The organism is Pseudomonas sp. GXM4 (assembly GCF_008923895.1).
Classification (GTDB): Bacteria; Pseudomonadota; Gammaproteobacteria; order Pseudomonadales; family Pseudomonadaceae; genus Aquipseudomonas; species Aquipseudomonas atacamensis.
Window position 1 is genome coordinate 14,929 of record NZ_WBRZ01000015.1, and the last position, 22,560, is coordinate 37,488.

General features: G+C 59.4%; 21 protein-coding genes and 2 pseudogenes. 7 read left to right on the forward strand and 16 right to left on the reverse strand.

Translation table 11 applies throughout. The annotated features are described in order from the left end of the window. Window positions 1–10: 10 nt before the first annotated feature. From tssH to tssA, 13 genes and pseudogenes are all read right to left on the reverse strand, one after another. Window positions 11–2,668, reverse strand: a complete 2,658-nt coding sequence (gene tssH, locus F8N49_RS04345) for a type VI secretion system ATPase TssH (RefSeq protein WP_151550892.1) — start codon at window positions 2,666–2,668, stop codon at window positions 11–13. Between the two features lie 11 nt (window positions 2,669–2,679). Then, window positions 2,680–3,687: a type VI secretion system baseplate subunit TssG gene (gene tssG / locus F8N49_RS04350; protein WP_056790879.1), complete on the reverse strand. Its 1,008-nt coding sequence runs from the start codon at window positions 3,685–3,687 to the stop codon at window positions 2,680–2,682. Beyond that, a complete protein-coding gene (gene tssF / locus F8N49_RS04355; protein WP_024014825.1) occupies window positions 3,651–5,438 on the reverse strand; it encodes a type VI secretion system baseplate subunit TssF in 1,788 nt (595 codons plus the stop codon). Before tssF ends, tssG begins: the two co-directional genes overlap by 37 nt. Window positions 5,439–5,465: 27 nt before the next feature. Next, entirely contained in the window at window positions 5,466–5,918 is a 453-nt protein-coding gene (locus F8N49_RS04360) for a hypothetical protein (protein ID WP_122748275.1), read from the reverse strand. Further along, complete coding sequence (locus F8N49_RS04365; RefSeq protein WP_122748274.1) at window positions 5,915–6,274, reverse strand: hypothetical protein; 360 nt, start codon at window positions 6,272–6,274, stop codon at window positions 5,915–5,917. The genes F8N49_RS04360 and F8N49_RS04365 overlap by 4 nt, the downstream gene beginning before the upstream one ends. Before the next feature lie 40 nt (window positions 6,275–6,314). Continuing rightward, entirely contained in the window at window positions 6,315–6,692 is a 378-nt protein-coding gene (locus F8N49_RS04370; RefSeq protein ID WP_122748273.1) for a hypothetical protein, read from the reverse strand. 22 nt (window positions 6,693–6,714) lie between these two features. Continuing rightward, complete coding sequence (locus F8N49_RS04375) at window positions 6,715–7,122, reverse strand: hypothetical protein (protein WP_178116910.1); 408 nt, start codon at window positions 7,120–7,122, stop codon at window positions 6,715–6,717. Next, window positions 7,119–7,502, reverse strand: coding sequence for a hypothetical protein (locus tag F8N49_RS04380; protein ID WP_039757329.1), 384 nt, complete (start codon window positions 7,500–7,502; stop codon window positions 7,119–7,121). The genes F8N49_RS04375 and F8N49_RS04380 overlap by 4 nt, the downstream gene beginning before the upstream one ends. Before the next feature lie 1,108 nt (window positions 7,503–8,610). Next, window positions 8,611–8,904 (reverse strand): annotated as a pseudogene (locus tag F8N49_RS28445) (PAAR domain-containing protein); the annotation flags it as partial. A gap of 11 nt (window positions 8,905–8,915) precedes the next feature. Beyond that, complete coding sequence (gene tssE, locus F8N49_RS04390; RefSeq protein ID WP_007920274.1) at window positions 8,916–9,323, reverse strand: type VI secretion system baseplate subunit TssE; 408 nt, start codon at window positions 9,321–9,323, stop codon at window positions 8,916–8,918. A gap of 9 nt (window positions 9,324–9,332) precedes the next feature. Continuing rightward, window positions 9,333–10,808: a type VI secretion system contractile sheath large subunit gene (gene tssC, locus F8N49_RS04395; RefSeq protein WP_016772499.1), complete on the reverse strand. Its 1,476-nt coding sequence runs from the start codon at window positions 10,806–10,808 to the stop codon at window positions 9,333–9,335. A 28-nt stretch (window positions 10,809–10,836) separates the two neighbouring features. After that, complete coding sequence (tssB, locus tag F8N49_RS04400) at window positions 10,837–11,340, reverse strand: type VI secretion system contractile sheath small subunit (protein ID WP_016772498.1); 504 nt, start codon at window positions 11,338–11,340, stop codon at window positions 10,837–10,839. Between the two features lie 32 nt (window positions 11,341–11,372). Continuing rightward, the gene (gene tssA / locus F8N49_RS04405) at window positions 11,373–12,935 is read right to left on the reverse strand and encodes a type VI secretion system protein TssA (RefSeq protein ID WP_056790892.1); all 1,563 of its coding nucleotides are present in this window, start codon (window positions 12,933–12,935) and stop codon (window positions 11,373–11,375) included. A 697-nt stretch (window positions 12,936–13,632) separates the two neighbouring features. Between tssA and tssI the strand changes: the two genes are divergently transcribed. From tssI to F8N49_RS04435, 7 genes and pseudogenes are all read left to right on the forward strand, one after another. Further along, a complete protein-coding gene (gene tssI, locus F8N49_RS04410; protein WP_151550895.1) occupies window positions 13,633–15,657 on the forward strand; it encodes a type VI secretion system tip protein TssI/VgrG in 2,025 nt (674 codons plus the stop codon). Next, the gene (locus F8N49_RS28205; RefSeq protein WP_256675396.1) at window positions 15,654–16,199 is read left to right on the forward strand and encodes a DUF4123 domain-containing protein; all 546 of its coding nucleotides are present in this window, start codon (window positions 15,654–15,656) and stop codon (window positions 16,197–16,199) included. The genes tssI and F8N49_RS28205 overlap by 4 nt, the downstream gene beginning before the upstream one ends. Continuing rightward, a complete protein-coding gene (locus tag F8N49_RS28210; RefSeq protein WP_256675397.1) occupies window positions 16,160–16,501 on the forward strand; it encodes a hypothetical protein in 342 nt (113 codons plus the stop codon). The genes F8N49_RS28205 and F8N49_RS28210 overlap by 40 nt, the downstream gene beginning before the upstream one ends. Beyond that, window positions 16,498–17,283, forward strand: coding sequence for a hypothetical protein (locus F8N49_RS04420; RefSeq protein WP_122748268.1), 786 nt, complete (start codon window positions 16,498–16,500; stop codon window positions 17,281–17,283). Before F8N49_RS28210 ends, F8N49_RS04420 begins: the two co-directional genes overlap by 4 nt. Next, a complete protein-coding gene (locus F8N49_RS04425) occupies window positions 17,280–19,652 on the forward strand; it encodes a lipase family protein (RefSeq protein ID WP_151550896.1) in 2,373 nt (790 codons plus the stop codon). The genes F8N49_RS04420 and F8N49_RS04425 overlap by 4 nt, the downstream gene beginning before the upstream one ends. A gap of 26 nt (window positions 19,653–19,678) precedes the next feature. Continuing rightward, window positions 19,679–20,299 carry a hypothetical protein gene (locus F8N49_RS04430; RefSeq protein ID WP_130928402.1) on the forward strand — a complete coding sequence of 207 codons (621 nt, stop codon included), beginning with the start codon at window positions 19,679–19,681 and terminating at the stop codon, window positions 20,297–20,299. Window positions 20,300–20,342: 43 nt separating this feature from the next. Further along, window positions 20,343–20,504 (forward strand): annotated as a pseudogene (locus F8N49_RS04435) (phosphatidate cytidylyltransferase); the annotation flags it as partial. Window positions 20,505–20,607: 103 nt separating this feature from the next. On the opposite strand, the gene F8N49_RS04440 reads toward F8N49_RS04435, so the two are convergent. The 3 genes from F8N49_RS04440 to F8N49_RS04450 all read right to left on the reverse strand — a co-directional run bounded on the left by F8N49_RS04440 (window position 20,608) and on the right by F8N49_RS04450 (window position 22,410). Further along, on the reverse strand, window positions 20,608–20,883 hold the full coding sequence (locus F8N49_RS04440; protein ID WP_003213368.1) for an HU family DNA-binding protein: 276 nt from the start codon (window positions 20,881–20,883) through the stop codon (window positions 20,608–20,610). A gap of 190 nt (window positions 20,884–21,073) precedes the next feature. Further along, window positions 21,074–22,222: an NAD(P)/FAD-dependent oxidoreductase gene (locus tag F8N49_RS04445; protein WP_151550897.1), complete on the reverse strand. Its 1,149-nt coding sequence runs from the start codon at window positions 22,220–22,222 to the stop codon at window positions 21,074–21,076. 20 nt (window positions 22,223–22,242) lie between these two features. Then, complete coding sequence (locus F8N49_RS04450) at window positions 22,243–22,410, reverse strand: rubredoxin (protein ID WP_053148867.1); 168 nt, start codon at window positions 22,408–22,410, stop codon at window positions 22,243–22,245. Window positions 22,411–22,560 lie beyond the last annotated feature (150 nt).

Below are 22,560 nucleotides of genomic sequence, written 5' to 3' on the forward strand. Positions count from 1 at the left end.
CACGCCCACCTCAGACGAACTCGCAGGTCACGCTGGAGTTGCCGTCGAGCGTGGCATGCACACGCTTGAGGCTTTCGCCGGTCGCCATCGCATCAAGCAGACGATCGGCGACCAGCGGCAGCACGTGCTGATCGAGCAGATGATCGATCAGGCGCGCACCGCTTTCGCTTTGCGTGCAGCGCTCGGACAGGTGATCGACGAGGTTCTGGCACCAGCTGAACTCCAGCTGACGGCGGTTCAGGCGCTCGCCGAGACGGCCGAGTTTGATCTCGATCAGCTCGCGCAGCACCGGGCCGCCCACCGGGTAGTACGGCACCACTTTCATCCGCGCCAGCAGCGCCGGTTTGAAGTGTTTGCTGAGCACCGGGCGAATGGTTTCTTCGAGCACTTCGGCGGTCGGCCGCGCGCCGTCTTCGCAGAGTTCGCTGATCTTGTCGCTGCCAAGGTTCGAGGTCATGAGGATCAACGTATTGCGGAAGTCGATCTCGCGACCTTCGCCGTCGTTGGCCACGCCTTTGTCGAAGATTTGGTAGAACAGGTTGAGCACGTCCGGATCAGCCTTCTCGACTTCATCGAGCAACACCACCGAATACGGCTTCTGGCGCACGGCTTCGGTGAGCATGCCGCCCTCGCCGTAACCGACGTAGCCCGGTGGCGCACCGATCAGGCGCGAGACGGTGTGCTTTTCCTGGAACTCGGACATGTTGATGGTGGTGATGAAGCGGTCGCCGCCGTACAGCAGGTCCGCCAGTGCCAGCGCGGTTTCGGTCTTGCCGACGCCGCTCGGGCCGACCAGCAGGAACACCCCGACCGGTGCGTCAGGCTTGTTCAACCCGGCTGCGGTGGCGCGCATCGAGCGATCCAGCGCGTGCACGGCTTGTTCCTGGCCACGGATGCGGGTGCGCAAATCGGTGGCGAAACTGGCGACCTTGGCGTTGTGCTCGCGGGCCAGTTGCGCCAGCGGCACACCGGTCCAGGCGCTGATCACTTCGGCGACCAGACGCGGGCAGACTTCGAAGCTGACCAGACGTTCTTTGACTTGCGCAGCGGTCAACGCGGCGTGGGTTTCATGCAGCTGAGCTTCCAGCGCTTCGACGCTCTGGCCTTCTTCGACTTCGGCGACCAGAGTTTCAATCACGGTGCCTTCGGCGTCTTCTTCAACGCTGACGGTCGGCTCGACGGCTGCGGCTTCACGGGCCTTCGCCAGTTGCTGACGCAGTTCCAGCAGACGCTCGGCCAGTTCTTTTTGCTCAGTCCACAGGGACTCGAGCGCAACCATCTCGCTTTCGGCTTCGTCCAGCCGCGCTTCCAGTGCCTCCAGCGCTTCGTGGTCGATCAGCAGACCGGCCTCGGCATCGCGGCGCAGGGCCTGACGCTGACGGCCGCCTTCAGCCAGTTCGCCACGCAGGCGCTCGAGGCTTTCCGGGGCCGCAGCGAGGCTGATGCGCACGCGAGCGCACGCAGTGTCGAGGACGTCGACAGCCTTGTCCGGCAGTTGCCGACCGGCCAGGTAACGCGCGGACAATTCAGCAGCGGACACCACCGCGTCATCGCGCAGATAGATGCCGTGGCTCTTTTCATAGACCTGAGCCAGACCACGCAGAATGGTCACCGCTTCGCTGACAGTCGGTTCGTGCAGTTGCACGGGCTGGAAACGACGGGCCAGCGCCGGGTCTTTCTCGAAGTATTTCTTGTACTCGGCCCAGGTGGTCGCGGCGATGGTGCGCAGTTCGCCACGGGCCAGCGCCGGTTTCAGCAGGTTGGCTGCATCGGAACCGCCGGCATTACCGCCCGCGCCGATCAGGGTGTGGGCTTCGTCGATGAACAGGATGATCGGTTTCGGCGAGGCTTTGACTTCGTCGATCACGCCTTTCAAACGACGCTCGAATTCACCTTTGACGCTGGCGCCGGCCTGCAACAGGCCCATGTCCAGCGACAGCAGTTCAACGCCTTTGAGTACCTGCGGCACTTCACCGGCAGCGATGCGCGAGGCCAGACCTTCGACGATCGCGGTCTTACCGACACCGGCCTCACCGACGACGATCGGGTTGTTCTTGCGACGACGGGCGAGGATGTCGACCATCTGCCGAATCGCGCCGTCACGGCACAGCACCGGGTCGAGTTTGCCGTCGCGGGCCTGTTGGGTCAGGTTGTGGGTGAAGCGCTGCAACAGCGACTCGCCTTGCGCCGCCGGCTTGCCGTTGGCCGCCGGTTGCTCCTGTTGCGACAGGGCAAATTCCTTCAGGCGATCAATGTTCAGTTTGGCGAGCAGCGGTTGATAGCGGCTGCCGGCATAACGCATCGGGTTGCGCAGCAACGCCAGGATCAGCGCGGCGTCTTCGACTTGGGTCTGGCCCAGCTCGAGGTTGGCCACCAGCAGCGCGTCTTGCAGCCATTGCACCAGTTCCGGAGCGAATACCGGGTTGCGCGAAGCGCTGTGTTCGACCCGCGATTGCAATGCAGCGGTCAGTTCACCGGCGTCGACGCCAGCATCTTGCAGCGCGCGCGACAGCAAGCCGTTCGGGCGCTCGAGCAAGCCCAGCAGCAAGTCTTCGACGAGAATCTTGCTGCCGCCACGGGCGACGCAACGCTCGGCCGAACGTTCCAGATCACGACGGGTTTCGGCGTCCAGCGCCTGGATGAGTTGTTGCAGGTCTACGTTGATCATGGCTCACGTCCTTAATGAATTTTGCTGCCCAGGGTCACCACGCCGTCCGCTTTTTCGCGGCCCAGCCAACTGGTCCAACCGAGGCGACAGGCGTTCTGCTCACCGATGCGCAGTTCGCGGATTTCTTCCTGGCGCAGGACCAGGCGAATGTCGTAATCGAGCGGGTCACGCAAGGTGAACCGCACCAGCGCGCAGAGCGGCTGGTAACCGAAACCGATCGGCAGGAATTCATGGAATCGCTGCCAGTCGAGTTCGGTGATGTGAATGCGGAATTTGCCGCTGCGATCGCGCACGTGCTCGCCCAGCACCAGGTCTTCGCCGAGTACGCTGTTGGCGCGGCCCAAACGATTGCGCTGCTCGTCGAGGATTTCCACGCGGCGCTCGATGCACTGCTCGATGACCAGGTCTTCGTGCTTGAAGTAGTAACGCAGCACGGCTTCGATCAACGCTGCCGAGTGCGCCCGCAAGCTGAGCAGACCGAGGTACGGCAGCAGGCGTTTCCAGTTGAGTTCCTTGGCCTTGCGGATCTCGTCGCCGCCCAGTCCGATCAGCGCAAAAAGTTGCGCCGAGAACGGGTCGATCGCGCCGCTCTGGAAGCTCGCGCGGTAGCGATACTTGCGCCAGATCGGCAGCATCAGTCGTTGCAGGCGATGGTGGAACAGGTCGAGGAAATTGCGCGTCGGGTTGCCGTCCTCGCTGTCGCCCAGGGCTTGTTCGCCATAGAACGCCGGCAGCGGCGAACCGGAGCCGACCAGGCCGATCAGGTTGAAGCGCATGCGCGCGCGCATCTTGCCGTGTTCTTCGAAAAACTCGACGCGATCGACGTCGCTGCGCGGAAAGCCCAGGCTCGGGTTGGCCTGGAACTCGACCTGGTCGTACAGATCGTCTTCGCTCAGATGCGGGTGTGCCTCGCGCAGCCGGTCGATCACCAGCAGCACGGCCTGAAACAGCGAGTACTCGCGTATTACCTTGGTCAGCCCGCTTAAAGCAGGGGCTGCAGGCCCATACGTGGTGTCCATTGGTACACCTCTCCCTGTGTGCTTTTTACCCGCAGCTCATGGAATGAATTGAGACTGGCGTAAAGCGCGAAAAACTCGTTGAGAACCGAAGCGAAGACGAACAGGTCGCCTTCGCCGATATAGCCTTCCGGGTCGATGGTCAGTTCGGTGCGCAAACCGCGCACCGGCAGGCCGCGATGCAGGCGGTCGACGTGATGATGCTTGATGTGCTTGAGGCCGCCGAGCAGGCGCTTGCTGACCTTCTCCGCGTGCTGGTCGTAGTAGCGCGGCAGGTCGTAGGTTTCCAGAATCACCTTCAACGCATTGACGTCCGCCAGCGACAGATAGTTAAGCGACATGTTGCTGATCAGCTTCCACAGGAAGTCACGGTTCAGCGGCGGCGCGAAACTCGGAGTGGCCGGGGTGATGTTGCGGAAACTGAGGAATTCCGGGGTCTGCTCGCTGGCCATGCAGATGTCGCCGAGCTTGAGCTTTTTCGGCAGGTTCTGGTTGGTGCACATCAGCTCGATCGACAGGGTTTCGTGGGCTTCGGTGTGGCGGATGCCGAAGCTCAGGTAAGTGTCGAGGCCGTCATGCAACAAGGACGAACGCTGGCGAATGCTGTAGTGCGGACGGCTGTTGGGCACGTCGAAACTCGGGTCGTGCTCGAAGGATTCGAACGGCACGTACTCCTGATAACCGAGACCGCCGGGCTTCCAGCCAGTGACGGTCTCCACCGAGAACACGCCGCAGTTTTCCAGGTCGTATTCCGCCGGCAGCAACAGGTACTCATCCTGCTTGCCATCGAGACGGATCGGCAGCGCGTCGTGCTCGAACAGATTGACGATCGGCGTGCAGAACAGCTTCACGTTATCAAGCGTCGGGCGCATGCGCATGATGCCGCTCTTGCGAATGTCGAAACGCAATTCGAGGCCGCGCATCTGCTTGAGGGTGTCTTCCGGCAGCGCCTTGAGAATGTCCAGACCGTTGACGTCGACGAACAGAAACTTGTCCTGGAAGGCGAAATATTCCTGCAAGTAGCGATAGCCACGGAAGGTGTTCAGCGGATACGGGATCAACGCTTCTTCTTCGGCAAAGCCCACCGGTTTCACCCGGTCGCCGGGAATCTTGAACGCCATCGGCTTGCCGCTGACGCCATCAATCGGCTTGCCGGCGCCGTCGAGCGGGATCAGTTCGATGCCGTCGAGGTTGCGCAGCAGGCTCAGGTAGAGCATCTGGCTGATGTAGCGCTCACCGGCAAAGTGCAGGCGCAACTTGCTCAGCTCCAGTTCCCCGAGGTGGCCGTCAGCGCTCATCTCCAGGCGCAGGCTGAGCAGCGAGCCATCGCCCTTGACCGAGTAATTCAGCGCGGCCAGATCCAGCGGCAACACTTCGGTCGGGTAGCACGTACGGAAGCGGCAGCGCACGTCTTCGATCGGCTTGCTCTCGATCGGCGTATCGCGCTCAACCAGCAGCGCCGGCCCGGAACGCTTGAGCGGATCAAACTGCAGAATGCTGAACGCCGGCAGCGGGCGCATGTAGTTCGGCCACAGCAGCTGCATCAGCGAATGGCTGAGCTCCGGCAGTTCGTCATCGAGCTTCTGGCGCAAACGCCCGGTCAGGAACGCAAAGCCTTCGAGCAACCGCTCCACATCCGGGTCCCGCCCGGCCTGCCCCAGATACGGCGCCAGCGCCGGACTACGCTCGGCGAAACGGCGACCGAGCTGGCGCAGTGCGGTGAGTTCGCTTTGGTAGTAGTGGTTAAAGGACACGGGGTACCTGCCTGGTAGTGGAACTCATCAAAAAAATATCCTGTAGAGCGCGACGGTCACGCCGGCACAGACATAGCCGCCAATCAGCAGGAACGGCACAACCGAGATCCAGCCGTACGCCATGTAAGCATCACTCAGCGGACGGACGATCAGACTGAACAAGCCATACAGCATCCAGGGCACGGCATAGAACGGGATGAACTTCACTGGCGCCCACCAAACCATCCGCAATGCCTGTTGCTCGTTCCGTCGCTGCGCCGATCGGGACATCCACAGCGAGAAACCCAGAAGCCCGGGAACGCCCCACCACAACAGGAACTGCCAATAAATTCCGGACGACTCGGATGTTAAATACTCGCCATTCCACAGGTCATAGGAAGTAATCGCCAACACCGCCAGCAGTGGCAGCCACAACGCAGCCATGAAGAAGCTGAGTTGCGGGCGACTGAGCATAAGCATCTCGCTTGATGATTCGGTCATCTGCGAACCTCCACAGCGTGATCCATGCACCATGTGCGGACATCGCGCTTGTCGAAGCTTGCGCACCCATTGTCTTTTGCGATCACGCGATATGAATGTTCAGGGACGTACGCAAAAAAGTAATAGTTGTCCCTGTCCTCACCGTAGAGCCAGTAAGACGAAGAACCCTGATTGATTTCGTAAGGTTCGAATGTCCAGATGGACGACTGCGCAGGGATAAAATTTTCGCGGTCCATCAGCAACATCAAAGCGTTGGAAAGCGCGTGCGCAGAAAAATAGAGCATGCAGGCGAACGCTCCCACCACGAATAGCAAGCGCTGCAGCCAAATCATTCCGAAGCGACCTGAATCGGTCATGCGTCCGCCTCCTGCCCCGGGGTCGCTGGCACGTATCTATTCATCGCTGCGCAACTCCCTGTTTTTGCGGCGTGATCGCGACACCCGTATAGACATAGAGCTCTTCACCGCCGTAGCCACCAATTGCCGCAGCGCTGAGTGGATGGCTGTCCCTGGTGCCATATCGAACCCAGCCTTCAGTCCACATCCCACCATTTTCGTGACGAATTTCCACGTAATAGTCCGGCGCTTCGTGCTTGGTAATCTCGACGAATACCCCGCCATCCTCGGCTCCAACCCACAACGCGTGGGGATGAGCGAACAGCTTTGGTTCGGTCGAGCTTTCCATTCGCACCAGCAGCGTCAAGCCGACCACAATCGTCAGCAAACCGACCGAGCTGAGAAAAGCGATGAGGCATTGCCAGGCTCTGGGTTTCATCGAGCCAACCCGAACAAGTGCTTCATGGGCAGAGAGCCCCGTTATCGACTGTCCACGAACGGACAGCTTTTTCTTCGGTTTTTTTGGTGCTCGCTATTTCATTTCGCAAGGTCTGCGCATCGATGGACTTAGTCGCGTTCTGGCTTCTGATCGACAGGCTGTACTGGTCGCTGATCTGACCCGATACGTCTTCACCGAATGACTGGTAGTTACCGATGGAACTGCGCTGGTTCTGGTTTAACGTGAAACTGCGTGGCTGATCGTCATAGTTGGAGTCGTTCGCCAGCGTCAGCTCCAGTGGTACTCCACAAGTGTTCAGCAGGTAAACATCATTGCGATAGACCTGCTGCGCAGCGCATGCAGTCAGCGAAACGAAGGACGCGAAGAAGCTTGCCCATCTCATCATCAAAATCGTCCTTGGCAGTTTCATGGACAAACCGATGCCTCGCTGATTGTCCACTCGCGCTGTGTCCCTTCGCTGACCTTTCGCACACCATTCAGGCGCGTACTCAACTCATGGCCGTCGATGGTCCTGGTACCAGCGGCGTCCTTGATCGTCAGCAGGTAATTGCCCGGAATTTGCTCGAACACGTCTTCGCCATAAGAGACAAAGCTTGCCACCAGCGCGCGCTCGCCTTCCCCGACCTTCATGTTGCGGTCCAGCGAATGCATGTTGGAGCTGTTGGAAGCCTTCAATTCCAGAAGCTGGCCGCAGCGGTTTTCGATGTACACGTGGTTGTTGTAAACCTGCTGCGCAGCGCAGCCGTACAGAGAAAAAACCATCAGGATGAAGCCGGCGAATCTAGTCATCAAATTCGATCCTTGCCAGCCAGAGCAGGCTTTTAACGTCTTGCTCGGAAGCGGCCATGCGCATCTGCAAACTGGAAGCCGACTGGGTATAGCTGCTGAAATAATGCATGACATCCACTTCCCCCGTGCCTGGCGTCGGGTGGTTCGCCTTGGGGTTCTGCATCAACGTAGAGGTTTCTTTGTGGGTCCAGGAATAACTCGGGATGAGTCCGCCACCGTATTCGTTGAGAATCAAATGCCCAAACTCGTGGGCCGAGGTCTCTTTGAACTCCTCCCGGGCAAAGTTGGCAGCATTCGCAGCCGTGAGGCCTTGCCGCTTGACGAGTTGGTCAAAGGCATAACCGGCGTTGTGATAAACCTTTCTGGCAATCGCAAGACTGGTGGAACGACCGAAGTCCGCCGACAGCGAATCAATCAGAGGGAAATTCCCGGCTTTGGGCTCGACGTTGATCTCGGTTTTGACCGTGACTTTGTACAGGCCTTTGCTGGTCGTGATGCCCTCAGCGATACCGCCGCCGCGTGAGCCATTACGCGACCAGTACAACTCGATACCTTCCTTGGCCCAGCCGAGCAACGTGCTGAAAGGCGTGGGTACCAGTCCGGGGGTGAAACCACTACTGCCGCCGTCTGAAAAGCTCGGGCGTAACGTGACTTCAACGGTCTTGGCGTTGCGGTCGATGCGCGTATCGACCCACTTCACCTCTCCAGCCGAGCAATCAAGCTTCACTTCAGTCACGTGCTGTTTCCCCGCCCCGGTCGCGGTGAGGCGCACTTTCAGGTTCGGGCTTTTCAGGACTTTGGTATCAAGGATGCCGGCCGTGTCGTAGCCGTCCCATTGCCATGGATGCTTGCCTGGTGGCAGGAACGGCGCGGTGTTGGCTTCGGCGTATACCAGCTTTTCGCCGTCCAGCACTTCCAGCTTCACACTGTCAGCTGCGTCCATGCGGTTCTCGACAACGAAATCGACCAACTCACGGTTTTTCGATGTTCCTGATTTCAGCTCGTCGAAGTCTGGAATTTCCAGCGGCGTCAGTACCGAGTTGCCACCGGACTTCAAACCCAGTCGGTAATCCAGCGCCGCGACAAGCGCTATAGCGGCAAGCCCCGAAAATGGCGCTGGCGTATGCGAATTGCCGATAATCACCGTCCCTGAACCCGCCGTAACCTTGTTCCCGTGAGAGCCAACGGAGCCGACCGTGGCGGCCGGTTTTCCGTTGATCAACACGGTAGTCGCAAGATCGCCGACCAACGCACCACCACACGCCGAGGCATCGCCTTGGCGGGCGGCCGCGAGGCCGTCGAAGAACACGTCGCCGGAACCGGCGGCGATCGGGTTGGTACCGTGGCCAGGAAGTGGGCAAGCGGTGGGGTCGGATACGCGTGCTGCGGGTTTGCCAGACATCGGGGATCTCCTTAGGTGACCTTGACTTGACCGCTGCCATCCAGGCGCGCGGAAAAACTGACCTGACGCTTGAAACCCTCGACTTCCAGCAGGCCTTCGATACTGAAGGCCAGGCGCAGTTGATCGTGGTCACGCGGCAGGGAAATGACACGCACGTTGCTCAGGCGCGGCTCGTAGGCTTCGATGAAGTTTTCGATAGCCAGACGGGCCTGACTCAGCGAGTCGTGCAGGCTCAGGCGCATGTCATTGAGATCGGGCAACCCGTAGTCGGCCAGCGTTTGCACGCTGCCGGCCCGGGTGCTGAGCATTTTGGCCAGATGGGCAGCCACTGACGCCATGGCACAAGCCTCAAGGCTGTTGCCCTTGCGTAGTTGTGCGTCGCCGTTGAGGCGCTCGAACAGGCTGCCGTATCCGTCCATGAGTCGCTCTTACTCTTTGTCCAGCTTGCCAACCAGCGACAGGGTGAAATCGGCACCCATGTACTTGAAGTGCGGACGCACGTTCAAGCTCACGCGGTACCAGCCCGGCTCGCCTTCAACGTCGCTGACGATCACTTGCGCAGCGCGCAGCGGACGACGGCCACGCACTTCGGCGCTCGGGTTTTCCTGGTCGGCCACGTACTGACGGATCCACTTGTTCAGTTCCAGCTCGAGGTCGGTACGCTCTTTCCACGAACCGAGTTGCTCGCGCTGCAGCACTTTCAAGTAGTGAGCCAGACGGTTGACGATCATCATGTACGGCAGTTGGGTGCCGAGCTTGTAGTTCAGCTCTGCCGCCTTGCCTTCTGCGCTGATGCCGAAGAACTTCGGCTTCTGCACCGAGCTGGCGGAGAAGAACGCCGCGTTGTCGGAGCCTTTGCGCATGGTCAGGGAGATGAAGCCTTCCTCGGCCAGTTCGTATTCACGACGGTCGGAAACCAATACTTCGGTAGGGATCTTGGTTTCGATTTCGCCCATGCTTTCGAAATGGTGCAGAGGCAGGTCTTCAACCGCGCCACCGCTCTGCGGGCCGATGATGTTCGGGCACCAGCGGAATTTGGCGAAGCTGTCGGTCAGCTTGGTGCCGAAGGCGTAAGCGGTGTTGCCCCACAGGTAGTGCTCGTGGCTGTTGGCAACGGTTTCCTTGTAGACGAAGGATTTCACCGGGTTTTCTTCCGGATCGTACGGGTTGCGCAGCAGGAAACGTGGCACGGTCAGGCCAACGTAGCGCGAGTCTTCCGAAGTACGGAAGCTCTGCCATTTGGCGAATTGCGGGCCTTCGAAGTGGTCTTTCAGATCCTTCAGATCCGGCAGGCCGGTGAAGCTTTCCAGGCCGAAGAATTTCGGCCCGGCGGCAGCGATGAACGGCGCGTGGGACATGCACGAAACGCTGGCCACGTACTGCATCAGCTTGACGTCTGGCGAGCTAGGCGACATGTAGTAGTTGGCGATGATCGCGCCCACCGGCTGACCACCGAACTGGCCGTATTCAGCGGTGTAGATGTGCTTGTACAGGCCCGACTGCATGACTTCCGGCGAATCTTCGAAATCGTCCAGCAGGTCTTCTTTGGAGACGTTGAGGATTTCGATCTTGATGTTTTCGCGGAAGTTGGTGCGGTCGACCAGCAACTGCAGACCACGCCACGACGATTCCAGCGCCTGGAAATCCGGGTGGTGCAGGATCTCGTCCATCTGACGGCTGAGCTTGGCATCGATCTCGGCGATCATGCGGTCAACCATGGCTTTCTTGACCGGCTCACCGTTGTTCTGCGGCTTGAGCAGCTCTTCGATGAACGCCGACACGCCACGCTTGGCGATGTCGTAGGCTTCGTCGTCCGGGGTCAGACGGGTTTCGGCGATGATGCTGTCGAGAATGCTGTATTCGCCGCTGGCGGCGCTCTTCTCTTGTGCTGCGCTAGTGCTCATTGTGTTGGCTTCCTTGGCTACTGGAGTCTCAGGCGTCCGGGGCTGCGGCGTTCAGGCCCAGCTCACCGAGTACGCGACCGCGGGATTCGTCGTCGGCGAGCACGCCTTCGATCGCTTTACGGAACGCAGGTGCGTTACCCAGCGGGCCTTTGAGGGCCACCAGCGCATCGCGCAGTTCCATCAGTTTTTTCAGCTCAGGCACTTGCTCGACCAGGCTGGCCGGGTTGAAGTCCTTCATCGAATTGACGCGCAATTGCACGGCCAGCTCTTCAGCCTCGCCATCTTCCTGCAGACGGTTCGGCACGCTCAGCGTCAGACCCAGCTCTTGCTTGGCCAACACTTCGTCGAAGGTCATCTTGTCGATGCTGATCGGCTTGCGATCTTCGATTTTGCGATCGTCCTTGCGGTGGGTGTAGTCACCGATTGCCAGCAGCTTCAGCGGCAGTTCAATCTCTTCCTGAGCTCCGCCGGTGGCGGGTTTGAAGGTGACGTTGATGCGTTCCTTGGGGGCTACCGAGCCTTCTTTGGCCATGGCTTTTCTCCTTGCGGTTGTGGCCCTGGGGCCTATTCGAGTACCACTTCGAGGTCGAGGTGGCACAGCCTGCGATAAATCTCTTCCTTGCTTTCACGTACGGCGTGGTTCTGCGGCAACAACTCGCAGCAACTGTGCAGCAGGTGCAGCACTTGCAATGCAAGATCGGGCTCCCAGGCGTGCAGGCCTGAGTCCTGTAATGTCTGATCGAGGGTTTCGAGCTGGTTCTTGGCCAGTTCGTATTTCTTGGCCAGGAAACACAGCCGCGCGAGGGTGAACTGCCAGAAGAAGCGTTCACGACCACCGTGGGCCGATTGCAGACCCTGCTTGAGAATCTGCACGGCCGGCTTCAAACCTTCCTTGCGCAGAATCGGCTGGACTTCCTCGAGGGCTTTTTCCCAGGCCGGCTGGGTTTCGACGTTCTCGCTTTCGACCTTGCGCGGCGCGCTGGCGCTTTGCAGATGCGGCATGACGTTGGCGGCGATCCACGCCCGGGTGGACGGATCGGCAAACGGCGCGCCGTCATGGAAGCGCAACTCGATGATGCCCGGCAGGCGCTGAATCAAAAGCGCGAAGTGGATTTCCACTTCGCGCATGGCCAGCTCGGCGTTGAGGTTCTGGAGACATTCCCAGACCATCCTCTGGCCATCGAACCAGAACGGCGCCTTCGCCAGGCTCGCCTCCAGTTCCACCAGCAGGTCGGCGTATTTGCCCTGATCGAAACGGTCCTGATAGAGCTTGAGTTTTTCCAGCGGCAGGCCGCGCAGCACGGTGATCTGCTCGGCGTTGCGCTCGGGCACCGCGTCGATGGTCATCCACAGCAGCGTGCGATTGAGGCGCAGGGCACGCAGGTCGGTGGCTTTCTGTTTCAGCCACCAGGCACACAATGGCCGGGCGCTGTCCTGCTGGGCGCGCAGGGCTTTGTGCGCATCCCGCTCGTTGTCGATCGGCGCGCCAGGGGTGAGCAGTTGGGTCGCGGCCTGCTTGACCTGCGCCACCGCCGCGCCCACCACACCGGGCGCCGGCTGGTTGTCGGCGGCGCGCTGAATCATGGTTTTCAGGCGGCGGGAGATCGGCAGCAGCAGCGGCGCGTCATCGCCCAGATGCTCAGTGCACGCGGCCTCAAGGCCGGCCAGGTGCTCGGAGAGCTGCCGGAACATCGGCAACTGCTCTTTGATCGCAATGTTTTCGGTGATGACCTGCTCGAGACGCGGCACCAGCCAGCCGATCGCGGCGGCACGGGTGCGGGGTTTGAGCGGGTGAACGTCGGCCCAGTTGTTTTCCGACAGATGGTGCAGCAGACCGAGGCCGGCGAGCAGCCCGGGGAAGGATTCGCGCTGGTACAGCGACCAGGTCAGCCAGGCGCCGACACGCAGATCCTTGGATTGGGTACGCAGCAGATTTTCGCTGTTTTCGCGGATTTTCAGCCAGTCGATCTGCCCGCTTTCGTGCATCGACGAAGCCTTGGCCAGCTCACTTTCCAGCGCCTCGAACTCGCTCGAAAAACGAACGTCTTCGCCCGCGAAATTCTCTTTGGAAACAGAGACTTTTGCGAGTTCGAGGTAATGGGCGGAAAGTTTGCTTGAGTAGGACATCCATGGCCTTTATTAAGGATTACAGTCATGCGCGCGAATGGAGTTTCAGCAACGCGGGACAGTATCGAAGAGCAGTTCAGCGACTCATCCAATTGAGATGTGCTCTTTCAAGTGGGCGCATCGTAATCACTATGATGGCCACTAGCAAGCATCTGATTAAACAACAAGACGAACTGTTCATTGAGGTCTGTAGGAGATCACCCTATATGTCGCAGGGGTTTCCCTGATGCCGTTTATTGATCGGCGGATTTTCCCGGCTCCCGCCAAACCATTGTCCCAGAGCCTCGGCCGCAGCCGGGCGAGTTTACCTGACGCCCGCACCCTCGAGCGGCGTGCAGCATGCCAAATTCAAAAAAAAATAGAAGTAGGACACTTCCGAAAATGATCGGGTTCCATCGAGAAGTTGCAGCGACAACGATCAATGCGAAAAGTGCCACTATAATGATGGCATTTCATTATTCTGAAACTTTACTTCCCCGGCAAATACTGGCACTTCGATAGTTATCCGAGCCGCGTCCTACAGACACTTCTCGCATCCCAACCAAGACTTCCACACCGGAATACTCTGACAAATTTCAGGGATACTTCTTACATCAATTAGTTTGCCGCGCCGCTAGCTTGCCTTGGCAACTTTTCATGCGCGGCGATCAGGGAGGACGGTATCGCGCTTTGACTCACTTTGCTTAAGGACAAGCCCATGTTCGGCAAAGGCCACTGCGCGCCATTCTCACTGCATATCCCGGCCATTCGTCACGACTTCAAGGTGCTCGCGTTCACTGGCACCGAAGCGATCAGTCAGCTGTACGCATTTCGCATCGAGCTGGTGAGCGAGTACGCGGACTTCGGTCTGGAAAGCCTGCTCAGCCAGCCTGCTTTTCTGCAATTCGGGTTAGCGGGCGAAGGCATTCACGGGCGGATCGAAAATGTCATGCTCGGCGAATCGGGAAAGCGCCTGACCCGCTATGAGCTGTCACTGGTACCGGCGCTGCATTATCTGCAACTGAGCCACGACCAGCGGATTTTCCAGCAACTGACCGTGCCGCACATCGTCGCGCAAGTCCTCAAAGGGCATGGCATCCAGGCCGATGACTTCACGTTCAATGTCGCCGCCGGTGAGCCTCGTGAGTACTGCACGCAATACGGCGAAAGCGACTTCCTGTTCATCCAGCGCCTGTGCGCCGAAGAGGGTATCGCCTGGCACCATCAACATTCGCTCGACGGGCACTTACTGGTATTCAGCGACAGCCCGGTGTTCGCACCCAAATTGGGTACGACAGCCTTTCGGGTTGATAGCGGCATGGTTGCCGAACACCCGGTGGTCAACCACCTGAACATGGGCTTCAACACCCGTACCAGCACCATCACCCGCCGTGACTATGACCTCAAGCGGCCAAGCCTGCTGCTGGAAAGCCGCGTCACCGCAGAGTTCACGCCGGCTCTGGAGGAGTATCGCTATCCACTGTTGATGAAGTCCGAGAAGCACGGCAAACAGCTGGCGCGTCAGGCCTTGGAGCGCCATCGCAGCGACTATCAATGGATTGAAGGCAAAAGCGATCAGGCGATTTTGCGCAGCGGTCACCTGTTCGAGCTGAGCGAACATCCCAGGGCCGACTGCAACGAGTTGTGGCTGTTGGTCAGTCTCAGTCACGAAGGCAAGCAACCGGCAGTGCTCGAAGAGGCTTTCAGCAGCGAGGCGAAACCTGCCGATGGTTTTTCCCAAGGCTATCGCAATACCTTCAGGGCCATTCCCGCAGAGGTGGTCTACCGTCCGCCTTTGCCCGCGCCAAGGCCCTTGCTGGTCTGCCAGACCGCGCGCGTTACCGGGCCTCCCGGAGAAGAGATCTTCTGCGATGAGTACGGCAGGGTTCGTGTCGAGTTTCCCTGGGATCGCGCTGAACGCAACAGCGAAAAAAGCAGCTGCTGGTTACGCGTAGCTTCCAGTTGGGCAGGTGACGGATTCGGTGCGGTGACCATTCCCCGGGTCGACATGGAAGTGGTCGTGACCTTCCAGGAAGGCGACCCGGACCAACCGCTGATTACCGGCTGCATCGCCAACAAGGTCAATGCCGTCGCCCATCCCTTGCCGGCGAGTAAAACCCGCACGGTATTACGCAGCCAGAGCTCACCGCGCAATGGCGGCTACAACGAACTGTCGATCGAGGATCGCGCCGGGCAGGAGAAGATCTACCTGCGCGCGCAGCGCGACCTCGAGCAACTGATCCTCAACGACAGCCGCAGCCTGATCACTCGCGACCGCCATGAGCATGTCGGCAATGACAGCACCAGTCTCATCGAGGGCAAGGATTCGCGCACTCATCAAGGACTGCGAAGCACAGTAATCAACGCCGACGACTTGTTGCAGGTCAGCGGCACCAGCAGCCAGACCCTGGGCGCTCTGGTGATCCAGGCCGGCCAGCAGGCGCATGTCACGGCAAGCAACGTGGTGATCGATGCCGGCATGAGCCTGACGCTGTCAGCGGGCGGTCATCACATCGTGATCAATGCCGGCGGGATTTTCAGCAGCGTGCCCATCGTTCAGGGCGGCGCGCCACTGCCGGGTCTCGCACCGCTACAAACGCTGCAAGTTGAGGCCGGCCTGCCAGCTGCGATCAACGCCACGCCGCTGTCGATCGTCAACAGTGCCCGCCAGCAGGCAGCGGATTTTTGCCCGCTGTGCGAAGCCTGCGCAGCGGGTCTGTGCGAGCTGGGAGAAGTCGCATGAGCCCGGTCGAACAATGGTTGCACGCTCAGTCCCGCGCCGGCTGCGAACTGTATCTGATGCTCGACACCGACGGCCAAAGCGCAGAGCACGCTGCGTTGACCCGCGACCTCGGCACCGAGCGGTTTCGTCCGCTCTCCAGCGGCACGCCGGCCGAGTCGCTGGTGCCGACCGGCCCGCTGCTGTTGCAAATCGATACGGCGCAGCATCCCGCCATCCAAACCTTGCTCGCCACGCCCGAGCGCAATTGGGGCTGGCTGGCCAGTGCCCGTCACGTCGAACTTGATCTGCTGGCGGCGCATTGGCGCGAGCGCCTGATAACCGGCGAACGCCCGAATCAGGCGGTGTACCGCGTGCATGACAACCGGTTCTGGGACGTGCGCTGGCGCACCTGCAACCCGAGCACCGCGCGGCGTTTCTCGGGCCATTCAACAGCGTCTGCTATTGGCACGCAGAGCGATGGAACGCCATCGACAACCCGGACCCCGGCCACCACCCGCTGCCGATGGATCCGCCTTGGCTGCACACGCCGACCCCGGAGCTGATCTACGCCAACGTGCTGTTCGACAACACCCGCCGTTATCTGGTCGGCGAACACACCGAAGCAATGGCCACGCTGGCCGAACAGCTCGACGTCGATGAGTGGCTGTGGGGCCTGATTCAACTGACGCACTTGTGGGGCTGGCAACAACCGGAGCAAGTGCATTTCTTGCTGACCCGCAGTTTGCAGTTACCGGGATATCGGCCAGGCAAATCATGGCTGCCCAAACCCGGTGAAGATCCGGCGATGCATTTTAAGCGGGTATATCAGGAAGCGTTGTATTGGCAGGGAGAGGTAGGTCGATGAGGCACTTGAAACGAGGGTTGCTGCTGAGTGGTTGCCTGGGATTGCTGGTGGGTTGTACGACGGTGAAGACCCCGAACACCTTTATGTTTGTTCCGGATTTTCCACCTGGATTCAAGTACGACCTGACGGCCACCTATGTTCCGGCCAAGGGCCAAACATGCACCGTGCCTGGCGGGAGAAACACTCAGCTGGGATTCAACAAAACCAATATGAAGTACGAAGGGACTTCCGAGATCCCGCTTTACAGAACCGTAAGCGAATGTCCTCTGGCGCTGAATTACATCGAGATCAAGGTCATCGGTATTTATGGTTCAGGGCGAAGCAACTTCAGTTATGACTACGCCTCGATTGCTGTACGCCCGGAGCTGTTGGAACGACAGATGGGGACTTTCAGTGAGGACGGCAAGGGTGAGTTTTATGGTGAATGCAGGTGGTCATTCCGCACCGTCGGTCCACATCGTTCCCTGATCAAACTGCTGACCTGCAAAAACTTGGATGCACAGGGCAACGTGCTGCGAACGAGACCTTCCACGGCGTACACATTGACTCAACTTGAGGGCAAAACGGTGACGCTGAAGGTCAGGCTGGCAAGTGAAGAACTTCCAGCCATCGGCGATACCTGGATCAAAGTACCCCGCGGCTGGAAGCGCTGTATGGGTGACAACTTCGAGGATCAATACGCCTTTTGCTACGGCAACGACAAAGATTTCAGCACTTTCAAAATGGTCGATGGGCGGGTTTGCACCATCTATCCGGGATGCACGGAGCAAGGGTCACCATGAACATTGAGACTCTCTCGGCGACCGATTTGCGCTTCATGCAGGGCGACATACATGCCTGCCCTAAACGCGGCCATCGTACCAGCTTCCAGCTAGTGGACGAGTTCGGCGACGGTAAGCCATACGCTGGTCTGTCTTACGAAGTGATTGATTACGAAGACACGGTCCATAGCGGAAAACTTGATGCGACTGGATCTGCAAAGATCGACGATCATTATTGCGGTCCACTAGTACTCAAATTGAAGAGCCGCTATCAAGGCAGCGAAAAATCTTACACATTTTTGCAAAAGCGCCCCCACTATCCCCTCCCCATCACCGAACTCCAGGTCCGCGCCGAAAAAACCCGCTTCTTCCACAAAACAGGCACTCGCACCCAGGCCAACCCCGCCAAGGACCTGCCCGAAACCGACGCGTACTGTCAGGTCGAAGTCAGTGAACTGGTAAAGCACATCGCCCACCTGCCGCCGCTGGCTGCTCGTCGCGACCCTCCGAAAAGGGCGGCACACAAGCTCATGCGATCGGCGGCGAAGTCCAGAGACTTCACGCTCGTCGATAAAACCGCCGCGGATGGCGGACTGCACGCAATCCTGAGTCCGGCGGAGATGGCCACCGTCGAGTTGGGGTTTTCCCCGCCGCCGCCCAAGGGCGTCGCACTGCTGCCGAATAAACACCACGTGCTGGAAGTACGGCCGATGAGAGCGCTACGGCCAATGCTGTCGACAGGCGACGCGTTCTGCGCGCTCAACCTTTATCAGCTGTCGGTGATGGCGACGCTGAGCTACACCGATTTCGGACAGGAACCCAACACTCAACCGGTGCAGACCGACACGGTAAGCTTTCCGCTACAGCCCAGCAGCGGCAACTGGTTCGGCCACGCGCTGCCGCAGTTCGATGAGTTATGGAAGGTCGATGACTCACAATCGCAGAAATACTACCCACTGTACGAAGACGTACCGTATTCGAAACGCCTGGAAGTGGTACCGTTCGACCCGAACCTTTACCCCGAAGTGAATGACCCCGCGTTAGGGAACCAACAAGAACACCCCGCCAGACTGCATTTTTTCGATGATCGCAAACACGTCGAAAGCACGGACACTCAGGCCTTCATCTGCCACCACGACGAACTGATCCTGATCAGCGTACGCGGTACCAGTGAGATCTGGCCCGACGGCCGGCGTGACGGCGATGCCTATCAGGTTCCCTTTGCCGAAGGCGAAGGCGAAGGCGAAGGCGAAGGCGAAGGCGAAGGCGAAGGCGAAGGCAAAGTGCACCGCGGTTTCTACGGTGGCGCTTTGGCGGCTTACCCATTTATCGTGACTTATCTGGAAAAATTCTACAGCGGGCAAAAGCTGCTGATCACGGGTCACAGTCTGGGCGGTGCAGTTGCATTGATCCTGTCCGAGATGCTGAGACGCAACCTGGAGTTCTCCCCGCAAATCGTGCTCTACACCTACGGCGCCCCCCGCGCTGGTGACACCACGTTCATCGAAAGCGCCAAAGCATTGGCCCACCACCGCATCGTCAATCAGAACGACCCGGTTCCGAGCGTTCCCGCCACATGGATGAATACTTTCGCCAAGCCTGGGCCGATGTACGCAACCAACGCCGTGGTGCTGGGCTTCAACCCGGTCGCCGGCCTCGGCCTGCTGATCTGGGGAATCATCAATTTCTTTGGCGACGACTATGGGCATCACGGTGCTTTGCGCCATTTCATGCCCGTTGAGTTCGACAAGGACCACCGATCCTCCCTTCTCTGGGAGCCGGGTTGCAGCACGATCGTCGATCACGGCTGCGCCAAGGCCCTGCGCGCTACCAACGGCTTGCCCGAACGCGGATCGTTTTTGCGGCAGTTGTTCTCCGCAGGTCACCACTCAATGGTCGGCAGCTACATCCCCGGCTGCTGGGCCAGCTTGCGCCGTTGGCAGGAAGCACTGCAGCGCAAGCGTTCGCTGGTGACCAATCGCGAATACGAGTGGATCAGCAGCGCCCTGGAGAATATTCAGCAACAGCTGCGGGCCGTTAAGCGCGATCTGCAAAATAACCACCGTTCTTACGTGCGAGAGCAGGAGCGCGCGCACAAGACGCTGATGCTCAATCAGGAAATAGACAAGATCAGCATGACCAAGGCCCGCCTGACAGCGCTGCGCAGTCAACGGGTCACTGAGACCGCCGTTTACGGCAGCTATGCTGACCAGCCCGAATGGGTCGAGGAAAGTCTGCTGCGCTGGAACGCCCACCCTGAAAACCTGGTTCAGGAGCAACTGGCGATGATCCCGCCAGCCGCTGAAGACCACGACGCCGCTATCGCCGCGATGACCGGTGGACATGCAGTTGGCGCGCCGTTTCAGCTGGATATTGATTCGTTCATTTAACTTAATCAGTCAACAAGGAAGTACCGATGCTCTCGTTATCCCCCAAGTTAAACTTCGCCACTGCAACGCACTCGATCCGCGCTTTGTTATTGGCCAGCTTCATAATATTTGGAACTGGATGCAACTCGTTCTCGAGTTCGGCAACACTGAACATGGACATCCCTGCGAATTTTAGCGTCACCGCCGAAGCGTACTATCAGCCGTTTTCCCCATATTACTGTTACGCGCCAGAAAACTACGCAAGAGACCCCAACCTTGGAGTCAAAAAATTTAAACAACCTTGGCAACCCACTGCGCAGACCGCCAAGTTCAACGTCAAATTACTTCCCAGCATTGGGGGCTGTCTCACGCTCCTCAGCGAAATCAAGATCTGGATCATGGACATGACTGAGGATCCAGAGAAACTTGGCTTAAGCGCCGTCTGGATACATATTAATGACCTGGCAGATGAACCACTGGACGAGCATGGGTCGAACGAGAACTTGCTTTCAGTCGAGTGTAAATATGCGGACTCCCGGTTAAGTAAAGTCTTCAAATATGAATTGGTATGCAAAGGGCGGAGTACCAACGATGAAATTTTGGGCAGGCTACGAATTGAGCAATTCCAGGATAAGCCATTGCGATTAACAGTTCGGATGACCGAGTAGTCGGCGTGCTGCCGACGCTTAAGTCCCAATGACTGCCGCAAGCTGGCTAGGCAGCTTGGTCATGTCCGCTATCAAACGCAGTCTGAGCGCGAAGGACTGGGGCACAATGATCAAAGGTCACGGCGAAATCCTCGATTGGATGGACTCGATATGCTTCGCGGCACCGCTCTTCTTTCACCTGACGCGTTACTTCTTCTCCGTCTGATCTAGACGAATGCTCCAACCACAAAAAATGGGCACCCGACCGCAATCGGTGTGCCCATTTCTCATTTGCGGTTCTCCCCGTCATTCAGGGGAGTACGCCGCCATCAAGGATTGACGCTGTCTTTCAACGATTTGCCTGGCTTGAATGCCACGGTGTTGCTGGCCTTGATCTTGACCGGTTCGCCGGTCTGCGGGTTTTTTCCGGTGCGGGCGCCGCGGTGGCGTTGCAGGAAGGTGCCGAAGCCGACCAGCGTCACGCTGTCCTTGCGGTGCAGGGCGCCGGTGATTTCTTCGAGGACGGCGTTGAGGACGCGATTGGCCTGTTCTTTGGTCAGGTCTGCCTTTTCGGCGATTGCAGCGGCGAGTTCTGGTTTACGCATTAGTGAAGCCCCTTTGACGGTTTTTTGTTGTTATGTCCGTGCTGTTCTCGTTGGAACAGCGCCCAAGGCGCCGCAGGCTCTACTCTGCGGCAGACGGGAGTGAGAATGGCACGCCGCCAACGGCGGCGCCAGTCTCCCCAAGACCTTTGTCGGGGCAAAAGAGCGGTGTTTGCGACAGAACGACCGGCATTTACGCCAGCAGCGGCGGCAGCTGTTTGTTCAGGGTCAGTTTTTCCATGACCGCCCCGCCGGTCAGGGCGTAACCGAGCAACTGACCGTCGGCACTGTGGCACAGCGCTTTGATGTCGGCGCCCTGCCCTTCGACGCTCCAAATGCCTTCGCTGCCCCGTGGCGGCGGCGAAACCACCAGCGGGCACACCGGGGTTTTCACGGTGATCGGCATCGGCCCGTAGCTGACCGCGGTCGGGTTTCCTGCGAGGGTTTGCGCCAACGCGCGCGCGCAACTCATCAGCGGCATCACGTAGAGCAGATTGAGCCCGTCGACTTCGGCGCAGTCGCCCAAGGCGTAGATGTTGGCGTGGGAGGTTTTCAGGTAACGATCGACCATCACACCGCGATTGACCTGCACGCCGGCAGCCGCTGCCAGATCGATGCGCGGGCGCAGGCCGATCGCCGAGACCACTACATCGCACGGGATGATCTGACCATCGGACAGGTGCGCTTCGAGGCCATCCGCGACTTTCTCCAGCCGGGTCAACACCGGGCCAAGGTGAAACTTCGCCCCGATACTTTCCAGCCCGGCCTGCACGGCCGCCGCAGCGGCGGGATGCAAGAGCATCGGCATGACCTGTTCGCACGGCGCGACCAGTTGCACTTCGTAGCCGCCGAGAATCAGGTCATTGGCGAATTCGCAGCCGATCAACCCGGCGCCGAGCAACAACACCCGACGCTTGCCCGCCGCTGCGGCACGGAAGCGCGCGTAGTCTTCGAGATCGTTGATCGGGAACACCAGTTCCGCGCCGTCGCCTTCGATCGGCACGCGCACGGTTTCCGCGCCCCAGGCCAGAATCAGGTCGCGATAGGGCACGGCTTCTTCACCGATCCACAAGCGTTTGTGGCCAGCGTCGATACCGCTGATGCGCGTGTGGGTGCGCACTTCGGCCTTCAACTGCTCGGCCATGGCGCCGGGTTCAGCCATGCTCAGGCCATCGGCGTCCTTGTTCTTGCCGAAACCGGTGGAGAGCATCGGCTTGGAGTAAGAGCGGCCGTCATCGGCGGTGATCAGCAGCAGCGGGGTTTCGCTGTCGAGCTTGCGAAACTCGCGGGCCAGGTTGTAGCCCGCAAGCCCGGTGCCGATGATGACGACTGGTGCGCTCATGCCTTACTCCTCTGATTTGCTTAGTTGATTTCGATCATTTCGAAGTCCATCTTGCCGACGCCGCAGTCGGGGCACAGCCAGTCTGCCGGTACGTCTTCCCAGCGGGTGCCCGGCGCGATGCCGTCATCCGGCCAGCCCTCGGCTTCGTTATAGATCAGGCCACAGACGATACATTGCCACTTCTTCATACAGGTACTTCCTCAGGGTTCAGGCGTAGTGCCGGCGCGGACGGTCGATGGGTGCTGCGTTGCCATCCGGCTCAGGGCGTTTTGTACTGAGGGTGCCGCGCAGATGCAAGCCTGTTCGGCGCAACGGCGGCCGGCGCCGCTCAATCCTGT